Annotated in this window: 16 protein-coding genes; 7 read left to right on the top strand and 9 right to left on the bottom strand. The window is 71.2% G+C overall.

Translation table 11 applies throughout. The features are described from left to right. A complete protein-coding gene (locus ACFFRH_RS00610) occupies positions 1 to 1,680 on the bottom strand; it encodes an ABC transporter substrate-binding protein (protein ID WP_344743692.1) in 1,680 nt (559 codons plus the stop codon). Positions 1,681 to 2,640: 960 nt separating this feature from the next. Between ACFFRH_RS00610 and ACFFRH_RS00605 the strand changes: the two genes are divergently transcribed. After that, the gene (locus ACFFRH_RS00605; protein WP_344743693.1) at positions 2,641 to 2,826 is read left to right on the top strand and encodes a hypothetical protein; all 186 of its coding nucleotides are present in this window, start codon (positions 2,641 to 2,643) and stop codon (positions 2,824 to 2,826) included. A gap of 179 nt (positions 2,827 to 3,005) precedes the next feature. Here the strand turns inward: ACFFRH_RS00605 and araA are convergent, their stop codons facing one another. The 4 genes from araA to ACFFRH_RS00585 all read right to left on the bottom strand — a co-directional run bounded on the left by araA (position 3,006) and on the right by ACFFRH_RS00585 (position 8,258). Continuing rightward, on the bottom strand, positions 3,006 to 4,502 hold the full coding sequence (gene araA / locus ACFFRH_RS00600) for an L-arabinose isomerase (protein WP_386153175.1): 1,497 nt from the start codon (positions 4,500 to 4,502) through the stop codon (positions 3,006 to 3,008). Beyond that, the gene (locus tag ACFFRH_RS00595) at positions 4,499 to 5,167 is read right to left on the bottom strand and encodes an L-ribulose-5-phosphate 4-epimerase (protein ID WP_386153172.1); all 669 of its coding nucleotides are present in this window, start codon (positions 5,165 to 5,167) and stop codon (positions 4,499 to 4,501) included. Before ACFFRH_RS00595 ends, araA begins: the two co-directional genes overlap by 4 nt. Before the next feature lie 115 nt (positions 5,168 to 5,282). Continuing rightward, positions 5,283 to 6,986, bottom strand: coding sequence for a ribulokinase (gene araB, locus ACFFRH_RS00590; RefSeq protein ID WP_386153169.1), 1,704 nt, complete (start codon positions 6,984 to 6,986; stop codon positions 5,283 to 5,285). A gap of 282 nt (positions 6,987 to 7,268) precedes the next feature. Continuing rightward, positions 7,269 to 8,258, bottom strand: coding sequence for a LacI family DNA-binding transcriptional regulator (locus ACFFRH_RS00585; RefSeq protein ID WP_386154223.1), 990 nt, complete (start codon positions 8,256 to 8,258; stop codon positions 7,269 to 7,271). A gap of 600 nt (positions 8,259 to 8,858) precedes the next feature. Here ACFFRH_RS00585 and chvE point away from each other — a divergent pair. The 4 genes from chvE (at position 8,859) to ACFFRH_RS00565 (ending at position 14,349) form a co-directional block, all read left to right on the top strand. Further along, the gene (chvE, locus tag ACFFRH_RS00580) at positions 8,859 to 9,995 is read left to right on the top strand and encodes a multiple monosaccharide ABC transporter substrate-binding protein (protein ID WP_344743695.1); all 1,137 of its coding nucleotides are present in this window, start codon (positions 8,859 to 8,861) and stop codon (positions 9,993 to 9,995) included. Between the two features lie 97 nt (positions 9,996 to 10,092). After that, a complete protein-coding gene (mmsA, locus tag ACFFRH_RS00575; protein WP_344743696.1) occupies positions 10,093 to 11,622 on the top strand; it encodes a multiple monosaccharide ABC transporter ATP-binding protein in 1,530 nt (509 codons plus the stop codon). Positions 11,623 to 11,630: 8 nt separating this feature from the next. Next, a complete protein-coding gene (gene mmsB, locus ACFFRH_RS00570) occupies positions 11,631 to 12,917 on the top strand; it encodes a multiple monosaccharide ABC transporter permease (protein ID WP_344743697.1) in 1,287 nt (428 codons plus the stop codon). A 316-nt stretch (positions 12,918 to 13,233) separates the two neighbouring features. After that, complete coding sequence (locus ACFFRH_RS00565) at positions 13,234 to 14,349, top strand: TerC family protein (protein ID WP_344743698.1); 1,116 nt, start codon at positions 13,234 to 13,236, stop codon at positions 14,347 to 14,349. Positions 14,350 to 14,542: 193 nt separating this feature from the next. Here ACFFRH_RS00565 and ACFFRH_RS00560 read toward each other — a convergent pair whose 3' ends face one another. Continuing rightward, complete coding sequence (locus ACFFRH_RS00560; protein WP_344743699.1) at positions 14,543 to 15,259, bottom strand: maleylpyruvate isomerase family mycothiol-dependent enzyme; 717 nt, start codon at positions 15,257 to 15,259, stop codon at positions 14,543 to 14,545. A gap of 450 nt (positions 15,260 to 15,709) precedes the next feature. Between ACFFRH_RS00560 and ACFFRH_RS00555 the strand changes: the two genes are divergently transcribed. Continuing rightward, on the top strand, positions 15,710 to 16,912 hold the full coding sequence (locus tag ACFFRH_RS00555; RefSeq protein WP_344743700.1) for a ricin-type beta-trefoil lectin domain protein: 1,203 nt from the start codon (positions 15,710 to 15,712) through the stop codon (positions 16,910 to 16,912). Positions 16,913 to 17,018: 106 nt separating this feature from the next. Here the strand turns inward: ACFFRH_RS00555 and ACFFRH_RS00550 are convergent, their stop codons facing one another. From ACFFRH_RS00550 to ACFFRH_RS00540, 3 genes are all read right to left on the bottom strand, one after another. Next, positions 17,019 to 18,686: a serine/threonine-protein kinase gene (locus tag ACFFRH_RS00550; protein WP_386153162.1), complete on the bottom strand. Its 1,668-nt coding sequence runs from the start codon at positions 18,684 to 18,686 to the stop codon at positions 17,019 to 17,021. Positions 18,687 to 18,983: 297 nt separating this feature from the next. Then, complete coding sequence (locus ACFFRH_RS00545; RefSeq protein ID WP_344743702.1) at positions 18,984 to 19,550, bottom strand: dihydrofolate reductase family protein; 567 nt, start codon at positions 19,548 to 19,550, stop codon at positions 18,984 to 18,986. A gap of 51 nt (positions 19,551 to 19,601) precedes the next feature. Continuing rightward, on the bottom strand, positions 19,602 to 20,189 hold the full coding sequence (locus tag ACFFRH_RS00540; RefSeq protein WP_344743704.1) for an NADPH-dependent FMN reductase: 588 nt from the start codon (positions 20,187 to 20,189) through the stop codon (positions 19,602 to 19,604). A 150-nt stretch (positions 20,190 to 20,339) separates the two neighbouring features. Here ACFFRH_RS00540 and ACFFRH_RS00535 point away from each other — a divergent pair, with 150 nt between their 5' ends. Beyond that, complete coding sequence (locus tag ACFFRH_RS00535; RefSeq protein ID WP_344743720.1) at positions 20,340 to 23,936, top strand: AfsR/SARP family transcriptional regulator; 3,597 nt, start codon at positions 20,340 to 20,342, stop codon at positions 23,934 to 23,936. Positions 23,937 to 23,953 lie beyond the last annotated feature (17 nt).

Genomic DNA, 23,953 nt, shown 5'->3' with positions numbered 1-23,953 from the left:
TTACTTTGAAACGCTCAGGTAGCGCAGCCGGGCCAGACCGTCCATCGGCTGGACCCAGCCCGCCACCTCCTCCCTGACGGGGAGGTTGAAGTTGGGCTGGCAGACGACGACCCACGGCACGTCCCCGGCCAGGATCTCCTGCACGCGCAGCCAGAGCTTGGCGCGCTCGGCCTCGTCGACGACGGTGTGGGAGTTCTCGAAGATCTTCTCGATCTCGTCGTTGACGTAGTTGGAGTAGTTGAGGCTGGCGCCCTTGGTGAAGCTGGTCCCGAGCATGTACTCCACGTCGTTGACCCAGAGCTGGCCCACGGTGACCTGCAGCGGGATGTTCTTCTTCTCCCTGCGCTCGGCGAGCGTGGCGGGGTCGAGCGGGGTGAGCTTCAGCTCGATGCCCGCCTTCCTCGCCTCGCTCTGCACCAGGACGGCGATCTGCTGCTGCTCCTCGCTGTCGGTCTGGAAGACCAGCTCGGAGGTGACCGAGGTCTTGCCCGCCCCGGACAGCGTCTCCTTGGCCTTGGCGACGTCGTAGGCGTAGGGGTAGCCGGTCTCGGAGTAGCCGGGCATGTCCAGCGGGACGACGCTCTTGGCGGGCCGCGCGTCGCCGCCGTAGACGTTGGCGATGATCTGCTCGTACGGGACGGCGTGGGCGAGCGCCTTGCGGACCGCGGGGTCGTCGAAGGGCGCGGTGGTCACCGACATCTGGATCGCGACCTGGCTGTTGCTCGGCGCGGAGATGACCTTGATGCCCTCGGTGGTCTTGAGGTCCTTGATGTCGCGCTGGCCGATCCCGAAGGCGATGTCGATGTCGCCGTTCTGCAGCTGGAGGCGCTGGTTGGCGGCGGCGGGCACCACGGTGAGCCTGATCTCGGGGCTCTTGGCGCCGTCGGGGCCGGGGTAGCCGGTGTTGGCGGTGAGCACGATCTCCTGGCCCTGGACCGCCTTGCCCACGTTGAAGTAGCCGCCGCTCGGCGGGTTCTTGGCGAACCACTCCTTGGCCCAGGGGTCGTCGGCGGTGGCGTGCTTCTTCGCCTCCTCGGAGTCGAAGACGTACAGCGAGATGGCCTGGATCTGCCGGGTGAGGGCGCTGGGGAACGCCTGGGTGAACGTCACGGTGTGGTCGTCGACCACCTTGACCTGGTCGGCCTCGGTGAGCCCGATCAGCCGGTAGATCCCGGCGACGTTGGCCTTCGCGGCGAAGGCGCGGTCCTTGGACCACTTGACGTCCTTGGCGGTCATCTCGTTGCCGCTGGCGAACTTCACGCCCTTGCGCAGCTTGAGGGTCCAGACCTTGTTGTCGGCGTCGGGCTCGAAGGACTCGGCGAAGGTGGGGGTGATGGCCTCGGTGTCGAGGATCTGGCCGCCGCCGACCGAGGTGACCCCGTAGTCGACCATGTAGGGGAAGACGTTCTTGTAGAGCATGAGCGCGGTCAGGTCGAACCCGACGAAGTCCTGGTCCCAGCTGCTCAGGTAGCTGCTCACCGCGATCCGCAGCGCCGAGGCGGCCGGGGCGCCGCTCCCGCCGGGGGCCGCGCTCGCCGCCGGGGTGTCCGAGCCGCCCGCCTTGGTGCCGGCGGCGCACCCGGTCGCGAAGAGGAGGGCGACCCCACCCCCGAGTTGCAGGATCGAGCGACGGGACAGCTCGGGGGACACCGGACCGTGGGGGTGAGGGAAACCGGGCATCGCAGTCCTCCAGGGGCCATGAGGGATAGGCCGCGAGGTGAGCGGATCGCCGCACTGACGGCCCACCCGACCTACATGTGCCGTTTGTTCTATCAGACCTGAGTTTGGTGAACAAGAGACAAACCCTTGTTCACGCACAAAACCAATGCTCAGATAGGAGACAGTGGGCAAGAAAGATCATATCGAGCAGCTATGTTCACTGAATTTCACACTAATGACGCCCAGATGTGACCAGCCCTTCCTACCCTGTCGGCAGGGCCGGGCGTACCGGGCCCCCGCCCGGGGCGACGGGAGGGCGACCCGCGCGAGCCGGGGCGGTGGGAGGGCGACCCGCGCGAGCGGCGGGCCAAACGGGTGCCGAGCCGATCGGGCACGGACAGGCAAGCATCAGGCACGGACGGGCAACCACGCCCCGCACCCCTCTGCCATAGTTTTCGGCGAAGGCGCCGGGGGGCTCGGCGGGTGGCGAGGAAACGGTCAACAGGGGATTTCGTGATCCGTCGAGACCATGCGGTCCCGGATCGCATGGTCTCGACGGATCATGGGAGGCACCGCGTCCGGGCTCCACCCGCCGCTCTCGCCACTTCCCACCGCTCCCGGCCGCTTCTCCGCAGCCCTCCACGGCTCTCGGCAGCTTCTCCGCGGCTCCCGGCCGCTCCCGGCACCTCCGCCGGCTTCCGGCCGCCTCCTTGTGGCTCTCCGCGGCTCCCGGCCGCTCCCGGCGGGCCGATCGAGTCCGTTCCCCGGGCCCCGCCGCCACCGTTCGCGGCCCGCCCGGTTCGCAATCGCGGTGCCCGGGAAAGGCGGGATGTATCGAAGCGAGTACGAGTTCGCCCGTTTCATGATTACCGCGCCCAGGACGGGCAGAACATATCGGGGCGAGTACGGCTTCCGACCGGAGCCGGTCCTCGACCACAGTGCCGCCGGAACCCCGGCGGCGCACCCTGCGGGAGTGAGCCGATGTTCTCCGTACCTGGACTGCTCGTCGTGGCCGCCACGGCCGTGATCGCGACGCTGGCCTGCGCGCTCGCCCTGGTGGCCGGGTCCGCCTGGCCGCTCTCCCTGCTCAGCGGCGTCGCGGCGGGCGCGGCCACCCTCAGCGTGCTCTCCCGCCTGCTGGACGACGGCCACCGGCTCCGCCCCTAGCGCTCCCGGTGTTCACGCCGCCGCCGTCACCACCCGTCCCGCCGCGTACGGCGGCCGCGCACGACGAGCCGCGCACGATCGACGATCACGTACGGCCGACGGCCGCGCACGATCGACGGCCGCGTACGGCGGCACGTCTTCCGGCGGGAACGGGTGGTGGACGAGCGGGGTCCGGCGGATCAGAAACCGCGGGCCAGGTGGTAGTACGCCTGGTTCCAGCGGATCTCCTTGGCGAACTGGCGGGGAGTGGTGTCCGCGTCGATGACCAGGAGTTCGACCCCGAGCATCTCGGACAGGTCGGTGAGCTCCTCGGTGGTGAGGGCCGACGACAGGACGGTGTGGTGCGGGCCTCCGGCGGTCAGCCACGCCTCGGCGGAGGTGCTCAGGTTCGGGCGGGGCCTCCACACCGCGCGGGCGACGGGCAGGCTGGGCAGCGGCTCGGCGGGGGTGACCACGTCGATCTCGTTGGCCACCAGCCTGAACCGGTCCCCCATGTCGGACAGGCCGACCACCACGGCGGGTCCCGGCTCCGCGTCGAAGACGAGCCGGACGGGATCCTCGCGCCCGCCGATGCTCAGCGGGTGGATCTCGCACGAGGGCACCCCGGCGGCGATCGTCGGGCAGACCTCCAGCATGTGCGCGCCCAGGATGACCTCCTGGCCGGGGGTGAGGTGGTAGGTGTAGTCCTCCATGAAGGAGGTGCCGCCGGAGAGACCGGCCGACATCACCTTCAGGGTGCGGACCATCACCGAGGTCTTCCAGTCGCCCTCGCCGCCGAAGCCGTAGCCGTCGGCCATCAGCCGCTGCACCGCGAGCCCCGGCAGCTGCCGCAGCCCGCCGAGGTCCTCGAAGTTGGTGGTGAACGCGCCGAAGCCCCCCTCGGTGAGGAAGTGGCGCAGCCCCAGCTCGATGCGGGCGGCGTAGCGCAGCGAGTCGTGGCGCTCGCCTCCGGTGCGCAGCTCGGGGGCGACCTTGTAGGTGTCCTCGTACTCGGAGGTGAGGACGTCCACCTCGGCGTCCGCCGCGGCGTCGACGGCGGCGACCAGGTCGTTGACGCCGTAGGTGTTGACCGAGACGCCGAAGCGCAGCTGCGCCTCCACCTTGTCGCCCTCGGTGACCGCCACGTCGCGCATGTTGTCGCCGAAGCGGGCCAGCCGCAGCGAGCCCACCTCCGCGCGCCCGGCCGCGGCCCGCGCCCACGCGCCCACGCGCGCCACCACCGCCGGGTCGCTCACGTGCCCGGCGACGGTCTTGCGCGCCACGCCCAGCCGGGCCTGGATGTAGCCGAACTCGCGGTCGCCGTGCGCCGCCTGGTTGAGGTTCATGAAGTCCATGTCGATGGAGCTCCACGGCAGTGCCACGTTGGCCTGGGTGTGCAGGTGCAGCAGCGGCGTGCGCAACGCGTCCAGCCCGGCGATCCACATCTTGGCCGGGGAGAAGGTGTGCATCCAGGCGATCACCCCGACGCAGGCGTCGGAGGCGTTCGCCTCCAGGCAGACCCGGCGGATCGCCCCGGCGTCGGTGAGCACGGGCTTCCACACCACCCGGAACGCCAGCGTCTCGTCAAGCTGCTCGGCGATCCGCCGGGACTGCTCCGCCACCTGGGCCAGCGTGTCCTCGCCGTACAGGCCCTGGCTTCCGGTGAGGAACCAGATCTCGCGCTCGTGGAGGGTCACCGCGGACTCCTTTGCCCGTAGACGTTCTGGTAGCGGTTGTACAAACTGTCGATGTCGGACTGCGCGATGGGCACCGGCTCGCCCAGCTGGCGGGCCACGTGCACGGTGCGGGCGACGTCCTCGCACATCACCGCCGCCTTGACGGCCGCGCGGGCGTCCGCGCCGATGGTGAAGACGCCGTGGTTGCGCATCAGGACCGCCGGGGAGCGGTGGCCCTCCAGGGTGGCGACGATTCCCTTGCCGATGTCGTCCCCGCCGATCAGCGCGAACGGCCCCACCGGGATCTCGCCGCCGAACTCGTCGGCCATCGCCGTCAGCACGCACGGGATGGCCTCGTCCCGCGCCGCCCAGGCGGAGGCGTACGTGGAGTGGGTGTGCACCACGCCGCCCACCTGCGGCATCATCCGGTAGACGTAGGCGTGCGCGGCGGTGTCGCTGGACGGGGCCAGATCGCCCTCGACCAGCTCGCCGTCCAGGTCGCACACCACGATCGACTCCGGGGTGAGGTCCTCGTACATCACCCCGGACGGCTTGATGACGAAGAGGTCCTCGCCGGGGACCCGGCCGGAGACGTTCCCGGCCGTCCAGGCGACGAGGTTGTAGCGGACCAGCTCCTGGTGGAGCGCGGACACCGTCTCCCGCAGCCTCCTGACGACGGCGCTCATCCGGCCGCCCCCGTTTCGTGCGGGGCCGGGCCCCCGGCCCCGCGCCGGGCCGGATGCCCGGCCGCACGCGGGGGCGGGGGCAGCGCTCGCCCGATCAGGTGTTCCTCGCGCCCGGTCACGCGTCCTCCTCGTTCGTCGACGTGCTCTTGTCGTTCTCGCCGGCCGGTGTGACGGCCTCGTTGCGCAGGGCTCGCAGGCCGTGCAGCATCTCCCCACCGGCGAAGTGGTCGTGCAGGCGGCGGTACTCGGCGTACAGCCGGTCATAGGTGTCCGCGCGCCCGGCGTCGGGGATGTAGGCGGCCTCGCCGCGCCGGCCCATCGCGGCCGAGGCCGAGGTGATGTCGGGGTAGGCCCCGGCGGCGACCGCGGCGTGGATGGCCGACCCCAGGGCGCAGCCCTGCTCGGAGCCGATCACCGAGATGGGGCGGCGCAGCACGTCGGCGTAGACCTGCATCAGGAAGCGGTTCTTGATCAGGCCCCCGGCGGCGACGAACTCGGTCACCGGCACCCCGGAGTCCTCGAAGGTCTCCACGATCGTGCGGGCGCCGAACGCGGTGGCCTCGATCAGCGCCCGGTAGGTGTCCTCGGGCCGCGTCGCGAGCGTCTGGCCGACGACCACGGCGGAGAGGTTGTGGTCGACCAGCACCGAGCGGTTGCCGTTGTGCCAGTCGAGCGCCACCAGGCCGTGCTGCCCGACCCGCTGGCCGGCGGCGAGCTCGGTGAGCAGCTCGTGCACGCTGAGCCCGCGCTCCTCCGCCTCGCGCTCGTAGGAGCCGGGGACCGAGGTCTCGACGAACCACCCGAAGATGTCGCCGACCCCCGACTGGCCCGCCTCGTACCCCCACAGGCCGGGCACGATGCCGTCGCGCACCACGCCGCACATGCCGGGCACCTCGGCCAGGGCGTCGGAGGACATCACGTGGCAGGTGGAGGTGCCCATGATGGCGACCATCTGGCCGGGCCGCACGGCGTCGGCGGCGGCGGCCGTGACGTGGGCGTCGACGTTGCCGATCGAGATCGCGATGCCCTCGGGCAGCTTCGTCCACCCGGCGGCGCGGGCGTCCAGCCGTCCGGCGAGGCCGCCCAGCGGGGACGGCTCCCCGCCGAGCTTGTCGGTGAAGCCGGTGAAGGCGGGGTTGAGCTCGGCGAGGAACTCGGCGGAGGGGTAGTGGCCGTCCTGGCGGATGGCCTTGTATCCGGCCGTGCACACGTTGCGCGTCTCCACGCCGGTGAGCTGCCAGACGATCCAGTCGGCGGCCTCGATCCAGCGCTCCGCGCGGCCGTAGACCTCCGGGTCCTCCTCCAGCACCTGGAGGCCCTTGGCGAACGCCCACTCCGAGGAGATCTTCCCGCCGTAGCGGGGCAGCCACGACTCTCCCCTGCGGGCGGCGACGGCGTTGATCCGGTCGGCGTGCGACTGCGCCGCGTGGTGCTTCCACAGCTTCGGCCACGCGTGCGGGCGGCCGGCGAACCCGTCGACCTCGCACAGCGGGACGCCGTCGGCGGTGGCGGGAAGTATGGTGCAGGCCGTGAAGTCGGTCCCCAGGCCGATGACCTGCGACGGGGAGATCCCGGCCGCCGCCACCGCCTTGGGCACCGCCTGGCGCAGCACCTCCCGCCAGTCCTCCGGCGACTGCAGCGCCCAGTCGGGGCCCAGGCGCACCGCGGTGCCCGGCAGCCGGTCCTCGATCACCCGGTGGGCGTACTCGTGCACGGCGGTGCCCACCTCGGCACCGTCGCTCACCCTCACCACCACGGCGCGGCCCGACAGCGTACCGAAGTCGACACCGACCACGTAACGATCGTTGTTAGCGTTCACATCATCTCCAGGACATCGGGACGTTGGGGCCTCGGTACGGGCTCGGTACGGGGGTCCGGCACGGGTGACCGCGCGGGATCCGCGGGGTTCAGGCGCGGTGCGGCGCACCGGGACGCCGCGGCCCCGAGCCGGGAACGACCCCCGGCCCCGGACGCGACCTCCGGCGCGACACCACGGTACGCGGGCCTAGGCGGGGAACCACGGCGCACGGACCTCGGCGGGGAACCACGGCGCGCGGGCTTGGACGCGGAATCACGGTGCGCGGAATCACGGTACGCGGGCCTAGGCGCGGAACGGCGCGGTGCTGGCCCTGGCCACGAACCGCGGCGGGACGACGTGTCGCTCGTGGGACCATTCCGCTCCCGCCTCCATCTGCCTGAGCAGGACCTCGATGCTGTGTTTACCGACCGCCCCGAAGTCCTGCCTGATCGTGGTGAGCGGCGGGGTGAAGAACTCGGACTCGGGGATGTCGTCGAACCCCACGATGCTGAGCCGCTCGGGCACCCGCACGCCCTGCTCGGCGAAGGCCCGCAGCGCGCCGAGCGCCATCTGGTCGTTGGCGACGAACACCGCGGTGACGCCCGGCGTCGCCGCCAGGAGCAGCCCGGCCTCGTAGCCGGAGCGCGGGCTCCAGTCGCCGGACAGCAACTCGGGGACCGGACGGCCGGCGGCGGTCAGCACCTCGCGCCAGCCCTCGATCCGCCCGTCGGCCTCCAGCCAGTCGGACGGGCCCGCGACGTGCCACACGGTCTCGTGGCCGAGGTCGAGCAGGTGCCGGGTGGCCAGGCGGGCGCCCTCGACCTGGTCGACGCTGACCACCGACACCTCGCCCGCGTGACTGCCCTCGACGGCCACCACGGGGATGTCGGTGGGCACGTCGGCCAGCGCGGGGGCGGCCGAGCGCTGCGGCGCGACCACCACTATGCCGTCGACCGCCTGTTCGGCCAGGTAGCCGAGCGCGTCGCGCACGCCCGCGGTGTCGATGGTCTTGAGGCTGACCATGCTGACGAAGTATCCTGCCGCCCTGGCCGCCTGCTCGATCCCGTAGACCGTGCTCGCGGGCCCGTACAGGGTCGTGTCGAAGCTCACCACCCCGAGGGTGCGTGTGTGTCTCGTCACCAGGGCGCGGGCGACCATGTTGCGCCGGTAGCCGAGTTCGTTGATCGCCTCCAGCACCCGGGCGCGTGTCTCGGCGCGGACGTTGGGATGATCGTTGAGCACCCGCGAGACCGTCTGGTGCGACACACCGGCCCTCGTGGCGACGTCCGCCATCACGGGCGGACGTCGTTCGAGACTCGAGCTCAAGGGTCGGCTCCTTCAGGATGGCTTGGGACAGACTGTGAGCGCTAACAATGCCTCTCGTCAAGCACCCGCGAGATTACGTTCTTATTACTCAGAGATCATCTGTTAACGCCTACTTGACGTTGCCGTCATCACGCCCTTAACTGACGCATACTCTCTTGTTAGCGCTCACATCTCCTGCGGGAAGGTCTCCATGGTGCGAGAACTCCTGACCGCCCGAAGGTTGACAGTCGGCCGACCCGGGCAGTTGACAGCTCGTCACACAGCCGGACGGATCACCGCGCGGTCCGACGCCGCTGATGTGAGCGCTCACGTCGAGGCTCATGACGCCGTCCGTGAAGACGCTCACGGACACGTTCACCACACCGCTCATCGGCACCGGAGCGGGCCGTGTCCCGGCCCGTTCCGGTGTCGCCGTGGGCCCGGCTCGGACAGGACGCGCCCCGGCGGTGGCACGCCGGAAGCCGGGACGCGCCGCCTCGGCACCCGCTACTCCCGGGACGCACCGCGTCCCACCGCTCCCCCGGCCCGCCCCTGGGTCGGGGCGGGCTCCCACACAGGAGGTATTCGATGAAGTTCGCGAAGCTGGCCACCGCCGCGGTGAGCCTGGCTCTCGCCATGGGAGTGACGGCCTGTGGCTCCAGCGTCAAGACCGCCGAACAGGGCGAGTCCGGGACCGCCTCCGCGGCGCCCGCGGAGACCCTCGTCGGCGTCACCATGCCCACCAAGTCCTCCGAGCGCTGGATCCACGACGGCGACAACGTCAAGAGCGCCCTGGAGAAGCTGGGCTACAAGGTCGACCTGCAGTACGCGGAGAACGACATCCCCACCCAGGTCAACCAGATCGAGAACCAGATCACCAGTGGCGCCAAGCTGCTGATCATCGCCTCGATCGACGGCACCGCCATCACCACCCAGCTCCAGGAAGCGGCCGACAAGAAGATCCCGGTCATCGCCTACGACCGGCTCATCCGCAACTCGCCGAACGTCGACTACTACGCCACCTTCGACAACTACAAGGTGGGCGTGCAGCAGGCGACCTCGCTGCTGGTCGGCCTGAAGCTGAAGAAGGAGGACGGCTCCGAGGGCGACGCCAAGGGCCCGTTCAACATCGAGATCTTCGCCGGCTCCCCGGACGACAACAACGCCACCTTCTTCTACAACGGCGCGATGGACACCCTGAAGCCGTACATCGACTCCGGCACCCTCGTCGTCAAGAGCAAGGAGACCGACTTCAAGACCGTCGCGATCCTGCGCTGGGACCCGGCCACCGCGCAGAGGCGCATGGAGGACCTGATCACCAAGGCCTACTCCGGCGACACCAAGGTCCAGGGCGTCCTCTCCCCGTACGACGGCCTGTCCATCGGCATCCTGTCGGCGCTGAAGAGCAGCGGCTACGGCACCTCCGGCCAGCCCTACCCGATCGTGACCGGCCAGGACGCCGAGGTCGCCTCGGTGAAGTCGATCATCGCGGACGAGCAGTACGCGACGATCTACAAGGACACCCGCAAGCTGGCCGCCGTGACCGTCGAGATGGCCGACGCCGTGCTCAAGGGCGGCAAGCCCGAGGTGAACAACACCAAGGACTACGACAACGGCAACAAGGTCGTCCCGTCGAACCTGCTCGAACCGGTGATCGTCTACAAGGACAACTACAAGCAGGCCCTCGTCGACACCGGCTACTACACCGAGGACCAGCTCAAGTAAGCGGTACCGGTGTCATGACGAAAGGCACCCGGCCGGCGGCGCCCCACCCGCCGGCCGGGTGCCCACGGAGCGGAAAGGCAGTGCGGAGGCGGACGGCATGACCGACGACATACTTCGGATGCGTGGCATCACCAAGACGTTCCCGGGCGTCAAAGCCCTGCAGGACGTCAACCTGGTGGTACGGCGAGGCGAGATACACGCGATCTGCGGGGAGAACGGCGCCGGCAAGTCGACGCTGATGAAGGTCCTGTCCGGTGTGTACCCCCACGGCTCGTACGAAGGCGAGATCCTCTTCGACGGCGAGCCGTGCCGCTTCTCCGACATCAGGGACAGCGAGAAGCGCGGCATCGTCATCATTCACCAGGAGCTGGCGCTCAGCCCGTACCTGTCGATCGCCGAGAACATCTTCCTCGGCAACGAGCGGACCAGCCGCGGCCTGGTCGACTGGAACCGGACGAACGCCGAGGCCGCCGAGCTGCTGGAGCGGGTCGGGCTGCGGGAGAACCCGGTGACGGCCGCGATGGACATCGGGGTGGGCAAGCAGCAGCTGGTGGAGATCGCGAAGGCGCTCTCCAAGAAGGTGAGGCTGCTCATCCTCGACGAGCCGACCGCCTCGCTCAACGACGAGGACTCCGCGCACCTGCTCGACCTGCTGCGCGGGCTGCGCGAGGAGGGCATCACCTCGGTGATCATCTCCCACAAGCTGAACGAGATCCGGGCGATCGCCGACTCGACCACGATCCTGCGCGACGGCCGGACGATCGAGACCCTGGACATGAGCAACGACCAGGTCACCGAGGACCGCATCATCTCGGGCATGGTCGGCCGCGACCTCGAGCACCGCTTCCCGCCGCACGAGCCGAAGATCGGCGAGGAGGCGCTGCGGATCGAGGACTGGACGGTGCACAGCCCCAGCCAGCACGGCCGCGTCGTCGTCTCCGGCGCCAGCCTGACGCTGCGCCGCGGCGAGATCGTCGGCCTCGCCGGGCTGATGGGCGCCGGGCGCACCGAGCTGGCGATGAGCGTGTTCGGCCGCAGCTACGGGGTCGGCATCTCCGGCCGCGCCTACAAGGACGGCCGGGAGATCCAGCTCCGCACGGTCGGCGAGGCGATCGGCCACGGGCTCGCGTACGCCACCGAGGACCGCAAGCGGTACGGGCTCAACCTGATCGAGGACATCAAGCGGAACGTCTCGGCCGCGGCGCTGGGGAAGCTGGCGAAGCGCGGCTGGGTCGACGACAACAAGGAGTACCAGGTCGCCGACGGCTTCCGCGAGAGCATGAACATCAAGGCTCCCAGCGTGCTGTCGGTCACCGGGAAGCTCAGCGGCGGCAACCAGCAGAAGGTGGTGCTGTCGAAATGGATCTTCACCGACGCGGACGTGCTGATCCTCGACGAGCCCACCCGGGGTATCGACGTGGGTGCCAAGTACGAGATCTACTCGATCATCAACCAGCTCGCCGACCAGGGCAAGGCCATCCTGGTCATCTCCTCGGAGCTTCCCGAGCTGCTCGGCGTCTGCGACCGCATCTACGCCATGTCGGCCGGTCGCATCACCGGTGAGGTCTCCCGGGCGGAGGCCACCCCGGAGCGGCTCATGCAGTTCATGACCAAGGAAAAGGAGTAGGGAGCACGATGAGCAGCGGCCAGATCCCGGCACACGGCGTCGCCGAGCCCGCGGGAAAGACCGGAGCACCGCCACCGGGCGGCAGCGACCTCCTGGCGGTGCCCGCGAAGGCACCGGGGGGCCGTTTCTCCTTCAACCTGCGGCAGAGCGGCATCTACATCGCCTTCGCGCTGGTCATCGTGCTGTTCTCCGTCCTGACCGACGGCAGGCTGCTCAGCCCGCAGAACATCTCGAACATCATGGTGCAGAACTCCTACATCCTGATTCTCGCGATCGGCATGATCCTGATCATCATCGCCGGGCACATCGACCTGTCCGTGGGCTCGGTGGTCGCGGTCACGGGCGCGATCGCGGCCGTGCTGATGGTCGACATGGACGTGGCCTGGCCGCTCGCCCTCCTCATCACGCTGATCGTCGGCGCGCTGATCGGAGCCTGGCAGGGCTACTGGATCGCCTACTTCGGCATCCCGGCGTTCATCGTGACCCTGGCCGGAATGCTGATCTTCAGGGCGCTCACCCTGACCGTGCTCGGCAACCAGGGCATCGGCCCCTTCCCCGACGAGGTGCGGACCATCGCCAACGGCTTCGTGCCCGGCTTCTTCGGCAACATCGGCCTCGGCCCGCTCGGCGGCGCCGACCTCCTGACGCTGCTCATCGGCCTGGCCGCGGTGGCCGGGATCGCCGGCACGCAGTGGCGGACCCGCCAGGCGCGGCTGGGCTACCGGCAGAAGGTCGACGCGCTGCCGCTGTTCTTCCTGAAGATCGGTGTCGCCGCCGCGGTGGTGATGGTCATCATCGTGCAGCTGGCCAGGTTCAAGAACCTGCCCTGGGTGCTGGTGCTCCTCGCGATCCTCGTCCTGGGCTACACGCTCGTGACCAACCGCGCCGTCTTCGGCCGCCACATCTACGCCATCGGCGGCAACCTGAACGCGGCGAGCCTGTCGGGCATCAAGGTCAAGTCCGTCACGTTCTGGATCTTCGTCAACATGGGCGTGCTCTCCGCGCTCGCCGGGATCATCTTCGCCGGGCGGCTGAACCAGGCGGGGCCGACGGCGGGCACCAGCTTCGAGCTGGACGCCATCGCGGCCGCGTTCATCGGCGGCGCCGCCGTCCAGGGCGGCGTGGGCAAGGTGGTCGGCGCGCTCACCGGCGGTCTCATCATGGCCGTGATCAACAACGGCATGTCCCTGATCGGCGCGCCCAGCGAGCGGGTCCTGCTCTTCAAGGGCCTGGTCCTGCTCGCCGCCGTCGCCCTCGACGTGTGGACGAAGCGCCGCGCGGGCGCGGCCCGCTGACCCTTTCCGCCGGTTCCATCGGTTCCATCGGCTTCGTTTCCTCCGCCCCCTGCCCGCGGACACCCCTGCGGGCAGGGGGCGGATCCGTCGGCGGCCACGGGGGCCCGCCGACGGACACCAGGGGACACCGGGGGACACCGGGGGACACCGTGGGACACCAGGGGACGCCGGGGGACGCCCGGGGACCGCCTGGCCAGGGAGGCTTCGGCGGACGCGGAGGCCCTTCGGCGGGTACGAGGCCCTTCGTCGGCCGCGGGGTGTGGAGGTCCTCGCCCCGGGTAAGGCGAGTGATCTCGGCCGGTAAGAGGGGACACGGATGGCGATCGACTCGGTGGGCATGTGGATCGCGGTCATCGCGCTGGTGGTGGTGCTGCTCGTCCTCGACTTCGTGGTGGCGGCGCGCCGGCCGCATGCCGTGGGCATGCGCGAGGCCACCGCCTGGACGGTCTTCTACATCGGCGTGGCCATCGCCTTCGGCCTGGTCCTGTGGTGGCTGGCCGGGTCGGGACTGGCGACGGAGTACTTCGCCGGATGGATGGTGGAGAAGAGCCTCTCCGTCGACAACCTCTTCGTCTTCGTCATCATCATGGCGCGGTTCTCGGTGCCCGAGGAGCACCAGCAGAAGGTGCTGCTCTTCGGCATCGCCACCGCCCTGGTGCTGCGCGCCGTCCTCATCGCGGTCGGCGCGGCGGCGATCGCCCTCTTCTCCTTCACGTTCCTGATCTTCGGCCTGCTGCTGATCTGGACGGCGATCCAGCTCGTCCGGCACCGGAACCAGGACCCCGACGTCGAGAACAACCCGCTGATCCGGCGCGCGGGCAAGGTGCTGCCGGTCAGCGACGACATGCACGGCGGCAAGCTCGTCGCCCGCGAGGACGGCAGGCGGGTGGTCACCCCGCTGTTCGTGGTCTTCCTCGCCATCGGGAGCACCGACCTGCTGTTCGCCCTCGACTCCATTCCCGCCGTCTTCGGCGTCACCAAGCATCCGCTCATCGTCTTCGCCGCCAACGCCTTCGCGCTGCTGGGGCTGCGCGCCCTGTACTTCCTGATCGAGGGCCTGCTCGAACGCCTGGTCTACCTGTCGATCGGCCTGGCGGTCATCCTCGGCTTCATCGGTCTCAAGCTCATCCTGTCGTTCCTGCACGAGGACATCTCGAAGTCCTTCCCCGAGGTCCCGACCCCGGTCTCCCTCGGAGTGATCTTCCTGGTCCTGCTGGTCACCGTCATCACCAGCCTGCGGAGGGTACGCAACCACCCCGAGGAACGCGCGCACGCGGGCACCCTGCACCGGATGCGCCGCAAGGACGGGAAGAAGGGCCAGGGCGAAGGGCAGGGAGAGGGGCAGGGAGAGGGGCAGGAGGGCCGTTCCGGCGGGCGGGGATCCACCGGCGACCGAGCGGGGCGCATCCCGCGCGAGCGAGGAGAGACCTGAGCGGGCGGTCGCCCGCACGCTCAGGCCAAACTCACCGCACACCGCACACCGCACACCGCTCAGGACGCAGGGCTCAGGACGCAGGGCTCACCGCTCAGGGCTTGGGGCTCACTGCTCAAAGCTCAGGGCGGACAGACCTCGGACCGGGCTCGGACCGGGCTCGGACCGGGCTCGGACCGGGCTCGGACCGGGCTCAGGCCAGGCAGCGCAGGGCGGCCTTGAGCCTGCGGTCGAGAGGATGGTCGTCCGGCAGGCGGCCGACCGTCGCCTCCACGAACACCGGGGCCGGCAGCAGCTCGCTCATCCCGTCCACGTGCACCCGGACCCCGTCGGCGGCCGGCTCGACCTGGACCTTCGAGTCCTGCTCGGCGAGCACGAACGCCCCCACCCGGGCCCGCCACCAGGCCCGCTCCCCCGCCTCGTCCTCCGTCACCGGCGCGCCGACGTCGTCGGCGTGGGTGGCGTACTCGGAGGCGTAGTGGAAGGCCTGCAGCCCCACCGGGTACGGCCCGGCCGAGGTCGGCAGCGTGGCCTCGTGGCCGAGCGCGCGCATCCGCTCGCGCGTGTCCCCGTTCTCGCGCCGCCACTCCTGGAGCACTTCCTCGACCGGAACGCCGCGGCGTCCCTCCACGCACCACTCGTTGAAACCGTCGAAACCACCGTCCACGCCCTCGCGACGGAGCATCGCGGTGAAACCGTCGATGTCGTCGTCCAGGCAGGCGTGGTTGTACAGCTCCTCTCCCGCCAGGTGCCCGAGCACGTCCCGGACCGACCAGCCGGCCGCCCGTGAGGGGCGGTCCCAGCCCTCCGCGTCGAGTTCCGTGAAGTAGCGGTCGAGGCGTTCCGCCTCGGCGTCGAAGAGGTCGAACGGATCGAGGCCCACCAGGGGGTCCTCAGGGTCGTTGGTCATGCCTCAGCCGTACCCCGAGAACGGCGGGCATCCCCCGCGGCCACTGCCCGGCGGTGGTTCCGGGAGACTTTACCGGCCTTCCTGACAACATTGACAGAGAAGATCCCTTCATCTTTGATGACTGTGCCGCACTTTGTTTGGTCTGGTCCGGCAACCAGTTCCAATCCTGGAGTCGCAGTAATGGCACGATGGCGTCTTCCCCCGACCATCACAGGCCGCACCGGCCGATGGGAGCACCGTCGAACGGCACCCCCGGCACTCCGGCCCCCGGGAGGTGTCCCGGCGAGCCGGGACACCACATGAGTCACGGCACCCGCCCCTGATCGCGGACCGCACGGACGGCACCAGCCAGCAGCGGACCTTTCCACCCCCCTGAACCACGCACCCGCCCACACCGACCAGGGCCCGTCGGGGTCCTGCCCTGGGAGGGTGCGGACGAAAGGATCAGCTATGCGACGGAACTCCAGGCGGTTCTGGGCCGCCGTGCTCGGGTTCGCCCTCACCGCGGCAGGGCTGACGACGGCGACGGCCGCACCGGCACAGGCCGGGGCAGCGCATGTTCGGTCAGCACAGGCCGGGTCAGCGCAGACCCGGTCAGCGCAGGCCGGGTCAGCACAGGCCGGGTCAGCACAGGCCGAGTCGAACGGCGGCGTGCGGGTCATGCCACTCGGCGACTCCATCACCGACGGGTTCAACGTGCCCGGCGGCTACCGCGTCAACCTGTGGCAGCGACTGGTCACCGGTCAGTACACGGTCGACTTCGTCGGGTCCGGGTTCAACGGGCCGTCCACCCTCGGTGACCACGACCACGAGGGTCACTCGGGATGGCGGATCGACCAGATCGACACGAACATCGTCGGCTGGCTGCAGACCTTCGCCCCCCGCACCATCCTGCTGCACATCGGCACCAACGACATGACCCAGAACCACGACGTCGCGGGCGCGCCGGCCCGGTTGTCCGCGCTCATCGACAAGATCCGCGCCAACGCTCCGGCGGTCGAACTCTTCGTCGCGCGGATCACGCCGTCTGCCGACCCCACGGTGGAGGCTCGGATCCAGGCCTTCAACGCCGCCGTCCCCGGCGTCGTCGCGCAGAAGGGGCCGATGACCCACCTGGTCGACATGCACTCCGGGTTCACCACCGCCGACCTCGCCGACGGTCTCCACCCGAACGTGAGCGGCTACGCCAAGATGGCGGAGCGCTGGTTCGCCGCGCTACAGGCGGTGCCCGGCAGCCTCACCCAGACGTCCGTACCGCCGGTCGGCACCGCCGTCTCGCTGTCCAACCCGCAGTCGAACCGCTGCCTGGACGTCTCCGGGGTCAGCACCGCCCCCGGCGCGCAGATACACATCTGGGACTGCCACGGCGGGACCAACCAGCGCTGGACCCGCACCGCGGCCAACGAACTGCGCGTCTACGGCGACCGCTGCCTGGACGTGAACGGCAACGGCACGGCCAACGGCACGAAGGTGCAGATCTGGACGTGCAACGGCGGGACGGCGCAGAAGTTCACGTTCACCACGAACGGCACCATCGTGGGTGCCGGGTCGGGCAAGTGCCTCGACGTGGCGGCGAGCGGGACCGTGAACGGGACACTGGTGCAACTGTGGGACTGCAACGGCACCGGGGCGCAGCGCTGGTCCGTGCGATGACCGCCGCTGTGGAGGCACCCTCGCGGGTGCCTCCACAGCGCTCCGGCGTCCAGGAAGCCCGCGGCCGGACCGGCCGCGTGCATGACACGACCGGTTCGTGTTCCGGCTAGTCGTCGTCTTCGGCGTCATCGTCTCCGTTCTCGCCATCGGCGTCGCCGCCCTCCTCGTCGTTTCCCTTGGAGTGGTGACGGCCCGGTCCCCGATCCCGGCCGCCCGGCTGGAAGACGAAGCCCGAGTCACGCAGGAAGACGATGAGCGGCCCGTCCGAGGCGAGCTTGCCCCTCCGCCGCGCCTCGGACAGGTCCCGGCCGAGTTTGCGCAGCTCGTCGCGCGCCTTCTCGTTCTCGCCCCTCTGGACGGCCCGGGCCACCTTGACGATCCTCTCGCGGATCTCGCGGGCCACCTTGCGGTCGATCTTTCCCTGACGCTCCTGGTCGGTGACCGCCCGGTGGAAGGCCGGCAGGAGGTCCTGCCAGCCCCGCGCCGACGGCCGCACCGGTGCCGGGGACGCGCTCCGCGAGACGGCCGGTGTGGGGGACGACGACACCGGCCGTGCCGGGGACCGCGTCCCGGACGGCGTCGCCGCCCCGATCGCGGTCGGCACCGCCGTACCGGTCCGCCCCACCGGATCCGACGGCACCAGCGCCCAGAGAGCCGTCGCCACCAGCACGGCCACCACACCCAGCGCGATCGCGACGGACCGTCCGGGCGATCGCCCCCGTGTGAGCGCGGAGAGGACACCGGCCCCGGGCACCTGCGCGGGCACCGGTTTCGGCGTGGCCGTCGGTGACACGGTCTCGTAGGTGGACGCCGACACCGGCGTGGTCTCCGGTGACACGGTGTCGTACGCGGACGTCGGTGCCGGTGTCGCTGCCGGTGGCGGTGCCGGTGGCGCGATGTCGCGGGGGGCCGACGCGTGGCGGGCCGCTCCGGCGAGCCCGCGGACCACCTCTCCCCCGGTCGGCCGCGCGCCGGGATCCTTCTCCAGCATGGCCAGGACGAGCCTCTCCAGCTCCACCTGGACATCGGGCCGGTAGCGCCTGAGCGGGTCCGGCCGGTCGCGGACGTGCTGGGAGATCACCTCCGTGGCCGGTCCGACGAACGGGGGTCTCCCGCACAGCAGCTCGTAACAGACGCAGCCGAGCGCGTACAGGTCGGAGGCCGCGTTTCCCGGCTCGCCGAGGATCTGCTCGGGAGACAGGTAGGCGGCCGTGCCGATGACGCTTCCCGCCGAGGTCAGCCGCATCGCGGCCTCGGTCGCGACCCTGGCGGTACCGAAGTCGACGACCTTGAGCGTGCCGGTCGTGCCCAGGTACAGGTTCGCGGGTTTGACGTCGCGGTGCACGACCCCGGCCCGGTGCGCGGCGTCCAGCCCGAGCGCGGCCTGCCCGGCCAGATGGCACGCCTCGGGCACGCTCAACGGTCCTCGCCCGGCCAGCTCGGCGGCGAGGTCCCGGCCGGTCAGCAACTCCATCACCAGGTACGGCCGGTCCTCGTGCTCGCCCATGTCGAGCACCGTCACCACGTTGGGGTGGACGACGCGCGCGGCGGTCCTCGCCTCCCGGGCGAACCTCTCACGCGTCGCGGCGTCGGCCACCGTGGGTGACAGGATCTTGACCGCCACCGCCCAGCCCGGCCGCAGGTCGTACCCGCGCCAGACCTCGCCCGTACCGCCACGGCCGATCAGCTCGTCCAGCCGGTACCGCCCGGCGAGCACGGCCGCCGTCCCCTCCCAAACCCCCACGATCCCCGCCACCGATTCTGAGCCCGACAATTGGCCCACAACTATACGAGGGGACTCTCCGGCCGGTGGATATACAACCCAAATGCCCCCCAAGCCGGGGCTTCTTGCCTGCTGGATCTCCTTGACTGGACGGCCCGATGAGACTGCGGCGCCAACCCCCCAGATGGAGCGGGCGCACCGAGCGTGAGTCATGAGGCGCCGGACTCCCCCGCCGGTCGGCCGGAATCGGAACGGCCGGCCACCGGCGCTCCGGAGAGCGTGCCGGGAGACATCGGAGAACCCGGAGTCCCGGAGGCGGCGGCGCCTCCGGGACTCCGGCCGGGTGGCTCAGCCGGCGTCCGCGTTCCCCGCCGCGTTCACCGGGCGGTAGGCGAGGGCGACGAGGCCGGTGTCGAACGTCGTGTTGTCCACGAGTTCCAGGGTCGCCGTGACGTTCTCCCCCCGGAACAGCCGCTGCCCCTCGCCCAGAATGACGGGAGAGACCAGGAGCCGGTACTCATCGAGCAGGCCGTGCTCCATGAGCGTGTCCGTCAGCCGGCCACAGCCCCAGATCATGATGTTCCCGCCGGGCCGCTTCTTCAGCTCGGTCACCGTGGTGACGAGGTCGTCGCCGTGGACGATGGTCGAGTTCTCCCACTCGGCCTTCTCCAGGGTCGAGGAGACCACGTACTTCTCGATGCGGTTCACGTGGTCGGCGTAGGGGTTGCTCATGGCCGGCCAGGCCTGGGCCATGCCCGCGTAGGTAACCCGTCCCAGCAGCAGGGTGTCGCAGCCGAGCGTGAGGTTCAGGGTGTACGCCATCGTCTCCTCGTTCGAGTACGGCATGGACCACAGGTGGGGGTTGTCGATGAAGCCGTCGAGGGTGGTGTGGGTCTTGGCGATGATCTTGCGCATGGTTTTCTCCGGGTCGTTCGCGTTGGATGAGTATCGAATGAGAGAAAGGGCTCAGGTGACGTACGGGCTCCTGGCTCGGGCGTCGCGCAGGGCGCGGGCCCACCAGGCCAGCCGGTCGAGCGTGGTCCGTACCGCGGTGTTGCACTCCGCGGTGGCCTTGGGCCAGCTCCCGTCGGGGGCGAAGAGGTCCCAGTAGCGGGGAAGGGTGACGGCGTCGCGGATGGTCACGGCGTGCAGTTCGGTGAAGACCTGGCGGAGCTGGTCGACCGCGTACAGACCGCCTGAGTCCCTGCCGTAGGCGACGAAGGCGACGGGCTTGGCCTGCCACTCCTCGTAGTACCAGTCGATGGCCGTCTTCAGCGGGGCGGGGAAGCTCCGGTTGTACTCGGGGGTGACCACGACGAAGGCGTCGGCGGCCGCCAGCCTCGGCGCCAGCGCGGCCACCTCGGCGGGGGCGGGCTCGTCCTGGTCGTTGAGGGTCTGCGGCAGACCGGTCTCGGCCAGGTCGATCAGGTCGACGTCCAGGTCGCCGCGCCTGCGGGCCCTGGCGGTGAACCAGCCGGCCACGGTGGGCCCGAACCGGCCGTCACGGGTGCTCCCGATGATGACCGCGAGCCTCAGCCGGTCGTCCTCCCGCATCTTCGTACCTCCCTCACGCCCGTTCCCGGTCCGACGTGTCCTACCATGTCGCATCCCTCTTACGGAAAAGCTCCCGTCGTTTTACGGCCGGGCCGGGGAGCGCGAGAATCCGATGCAAGACGGTGAGCGCGCGGCGTTATCGTGGCCTTCATGCGTTTCGGGGTGCTTGGGCCACTGGCCGTGTGGACGACCTCCGGCGAGCCGGTGGCGATCCCCGGGCTGAAGGTCCGCACCCTGCTGGCCGACCTCCTCGCGCACGAGGGGCGTCCGGTGCCCGCCGACCGGCTGATCGACGACCTGTGGGGCGACGACCCGCCGGGCAACCCGGCCGCCGCCCTGTCGGCCAAGGTCTCGCAGCTGCGCAGGGTGCTGGAGGACGCCGAACCCGGCGGCCGGGACCTGGTCGCCCGCCATCCCGCGGGCTACGTGATGAGGGCCGACACCGACGTGGCCGGTTTCCTGCGCCTGCTCGACGAGGCGGCCCTCGCCGGGGACCCTCCGGCCAGGGCGGCGCTGCTGGCCGACGCGCTGGCGTCGTGGCGCGGTCCCGCGTTCGCCGACTTCGGCGACGAGCCGTTCGCGCGCGCCGCGATCGCGCGGCTGGAGGAGCAGCGGCTGGCCGCGCGGGAGGACCACGCGGAGGTACGGCTGGAGCTGGGCGAGCATGTCCAGCTCGCGGGAGAGCTCGGCGACCTGCTCGCGGCGCACCCCCTCAGGGAGCGGCTGCGCGCCGCGCACATGCGCGCCCTGTACCGGGCCGGACGGCAGAGCGAGGCGCTGGACAGCTACGAGGAACTGCGCGTCCTGCTCGCCGACGAGCTGGGCCTGGACCCGGGCGCCGAGCTGGTCGCCCTGCAGCGGGCCGTCCTCACCCAGGATTCGGCGCTGGCCGCGCCCGGCGTCCCCCCGGACAGGCCCGGCGGCAACCTCCCGGTGCCCCTCACCGGCCTGATCGGCAGGGAGGAGGCCGTCACCGGGATCCGCGCCCTGCTGGAGGACGAACGGCTGGTGACGCTCACCGGGCCCGGCGGCGTGGGCAAGACCCGCCTGGCGATCGAGGTCGCCAGGCATCTGACCGGCCCGGAGGCGCCTCCCCCGGCCCTCTCCGGTGCCGTGTCCCTCTCTTCCTCCGACGCCTCCTCCCGCGTGGTCTCCCCCGCCGGCGTCCTCTCCGGCGAGGTCCCCTCCTCCCAAGCTCCCCCCTCCCGCGTCCCCTCCCCCCACATCTCCTCGGAGAGCGTGCGTGACGGCGTCTGGCTGGTCGAGCTGGCCGCGCTCGACCGTCCCGGCGACGAGGACGCGGTCCACCGGCTGGCTGAGACGATCATGGCGGTGCTGGACGTCCAGGACGCCGCGGGTGCCACGGGGCCGGTTACCGCCGCCGACCGGCTCACCGAGGCGCTGCGATCCCGGCGGCTGCTGCTGGTGCTGGACAACTGCGAGCACGTCGTCGAGCCGGTCGCCGAGCTGGCCGGGCTGCTGCTGCGCGCCGCCCCGGGGCTGCGGCTCCTCGCGACCAGCCAGGAGCCGCTCGCCCTGCCCGGCGAGGTGGTCTGGAGCGTCCCGCCGCTGGAGGTCCCCGGCCGGGCCGTCGGCGACCTCCCCGCGCTGGAGCGGACGGGTTCCGTCCAGCTGTTCGTGGCACGCGCGTCCGCAGCGACCCGGGGGGCCCGGGGGTTCGTCCTCGACGCGGACACCGCACCGGCGGTCGCGGCCCTGTGCCGCAGGCTGGACGGCATCCCGCTGGCGCTGGAGCTGGCCGCGACAAGGGTGCCCGCCCTCGGGGTGCACGGTCTCGTCGCCCGCCTGGACGACCGGTTCCGGCTGCTGGCCACCGGGCACCGGGGCGTACCGCCGCGCCAGCAGACCCTGACGGCGATGATCGACTGGAGCTGGGAGCTGCTGAACGACGCCGAGCGCGCCGTCCTGCGCCGCCTCGCCGTACATGCCGACGGCTGCGCGATGGAGGCCGCCGAGGCCGTCTGCTCGGGGGACGACATCCCGGCCGAGGACGTGTTCGACCTGGTGGCGCGGCTGGTGAACCGGTCGCTGGTGGTCATGGTGGACGGTGCCGACGGGCCGAGATACCGGTTGCTGGAGTCGGTGGCGGCGTACTGCGTCGAGCGCCTCCAGCGGTCCGGGGAGTACGAGCGGGTGCGGCGGCGGCACCTGCGTCACTACACCGGCCTCGCCGAGCGGGCCGCGCCGCGCCTCTACGAGGCGGACCAGCGGCTCTGGCTGCGACGTCTCGACGCCGACGCCGCCAACCTCCGCGCCGCGCTGAACGCGGCCGTCAGGAACGGCGACGCGGACGGCGCGCTGCGCCTCGCCGGCGCGATGGCCTGGTACTGGTTCCTGCGCGGCCGGCTGACCGAGGCCCGCCGATCCCTGGCGGCGGCACTGGCCGTCCCCGGCGAACCATCGGCCGCCGTCCCCCGGGACCGCGAACCGGGCGCCGCCGGAAACCATGAGCCGGACGCCACCGGGAACCGCGAACCGAGCACCGCCGTGAACCATGAGCCGGACGCCACCGGGGACCGTGGACCTGGCACCACCGGGAACCACGCGCCGGACACCGCCGACGGCTCCGGGGGCCTCTCGTCCGCCGCGCTCCGGGCCAGGGCTCTCACCTGGAAGGCCGCGGTCGAGTTCCTCCGGGGCGAGGTGGCCGTCGCCGACCGGGAGAGACTCCGCCGGGCGGCCCTGGAGGCGTACGAGGACGCGGGCGACCCCGGCGGGCGTGCCAGGGCGCGGTGGATCCTCGCCTACGCGGGGCTCGACCTGGGCGACCTGTCCGCCGCCGGAGAGCTGCTGGACCGGGCGCTCCCCTCCTTCGAGGCGCTCGGCGACCGGTGGGGGACGGCCGCGGCCCTCGCCCTGCGGGCCAAGCTCGCGCACGTACGCGGCGACCTGGACGGGCTCGCACGCGACGGCGAGCGCAGCGCGCGGATCTTCGGCGAGCTCGGGGAGCGCTGGGGGCAGCTGGAGGCGGGCGGCTGGCTCGGCGCGCTGGCCGAGATGACCGGTGACCTCGACCGGGCCGAACGGCTGCAGCGCGACGGCATGCGCCTGGCCGAGGAGCTCGGGCTGTGGACGGAGTTCGCCGGGCGGCTGGGCTGGCTGGGCTGGATCGCGCTGCAGCGCGGCGACTACGCGAAGGCGGTGGAGTCGAGCGAGAGGTCGCTGCGGCTCGCCGTGGAGCAGGGTCACCAGGCGGGGCAGATCTTCGCCCGGATGGGACTCGCCTTCGCCGCGCGCAGGGACGGCCGCCTCGACATCGCGGAGACCCACCTGCGCGACGTGCTGGACCGTACCCCGCCCGGCGCCGAGGAGCCGCCGCCGTACCTCCCGATGATCGTGACCGAGCTCGGCTTCGTCGCCGAGCAGCGCGGCGACGCGGCGACGGCCCTCACCCTGCACCTGTCGGCCCTCGACCTCGTGGCCAGGTTCGACGGGGCCAGGGACATGAGGGTCGCCGTGTACGGCCTGGCCGGGGCCCTCGCCGTCGCCGGGCACCACGACCGCGCCGCCCGGCTCCTGGGCGCGGGCGCCGCGGCCCGCGCCTCGAACTCCGTGCCCCTCACCCCGATGGAGCGCGGCGACGTCGACCGGATCACCGCGCGGATCCGTGACGCGCTGGGCGAGGAGCGTCTCGCCGCCGAACACGGACGCGGCGCCGCGCTCACGCCCGAGCAGATCAGGTCCCTCGCCGTCCTGCCGGAGGCCTCCGTGTCCTCACCGGGCTGACCACGCTCCCCCGCCGG

It is taken from the genome of Streptosporangium vulgare (assembly GCF_042428775.1).
In the GTDB taxonomy this organism is placed as follows: domain Bacteria; phylum Actinomycetota; class Actinomycetes; order Streptosporangiales; family Streptosporangiaceae; genus Streptosporangium; species Streptosporangium vulgare.
Note: the sequence above shows the minus strand (reverse complement) of the source record. Positions and strands in the feature narration are given on the sequence as shown.